Annotated in this window: 1 protein-coding gene and 1 pseudogene; both read left to right on the top strand. The window is 34.5% G+C overall.

What is annotated here, in order from left to right; genetic code table 11:
* Positions 1-338: flagellin (locus OQH62_RS08545; protein ID WP_266016135.1), on the top strand; the 338-nt coding region annotated here is incomplete at its 5' end.
* Between the two features lie 250 nt (positions 339-588).
* Positions 589-802, top strand: a pseudogene (locus tag OQH62_RS08550) (flagellin); the annotation flags it as partial.

Here is an 802-nt window from a genome sequence, read left to right on the forward strand (position 1 = left end):
GCACAGAAGCAAAAGATAATATAGGTTCAGTTCAAACAGCCGGAGTTACCACTTTAAAAGGTGCTATGGCAGTTATGGATGTTGCCGAAACTGCTACAACTAATCTTGGTACTATCAGGGCTGATTTGGGTTCTGTGCAAAATCAATTAACAGTTACAATCAACAACATCACCGTTACTCAAGTAAATGTGAAAGCTGCTGAATCAACAATTAGAGATACTGACTTTGCTACAGAAAGTGCAAATTTCTCTAAAGCAAATATTATTGCTCAATCAGGAACATATGCTTTAAGCCAGGCTAATGCTGCACAACAAAATGTTTTAAGATTGTTGCAGTGATTTTTAGAACTTTCTAGTAAGTTGCATTTGTCTTTAGACAAATGCTTCAGTGGTCTTAAGATTCTTGTTCTTAAGACCACGATTTTTAATGTCTTTTGTACTTTTCTTTTTAAATTTTCTCAACTAACAATTTTTCAAAAAAATATTTACTCCAAATTTCAAGTATTGTCATTTTTGTAACTCATACAAAATAAAAAGTGGAACATTTCTTGCTTTAAAACTTTTGAGCAATATTTTGAAAGGATTTAAAATGGGTTTTAGAATAAACACAAATATCGGCGCATTGAATGCTCACGCGAATTCTGTAGTGAATGCGAATGAGCTTGATAAATCTTTAGCAAGACTTAGTTCTGGTTTTAGAATCAATTCAGCAGCCGATGATGCTTCAGGGATGGCGATAGCAGATAGTCTTCGTTCTCAAGCTGCGACTTTAGGGCAAGCGATTAATAATGGCAATGACGCAA

Origin of the sequence: Campylobacter sp. MIT 21-1684, assembly GCF_026241315.1 — a bacterium.
Taxonomy (GTDB): Bacteria; Campylobacterota; Campylobacteria; order Campylobacterales; family Campylobacteraceae; genus Campylobacter_D.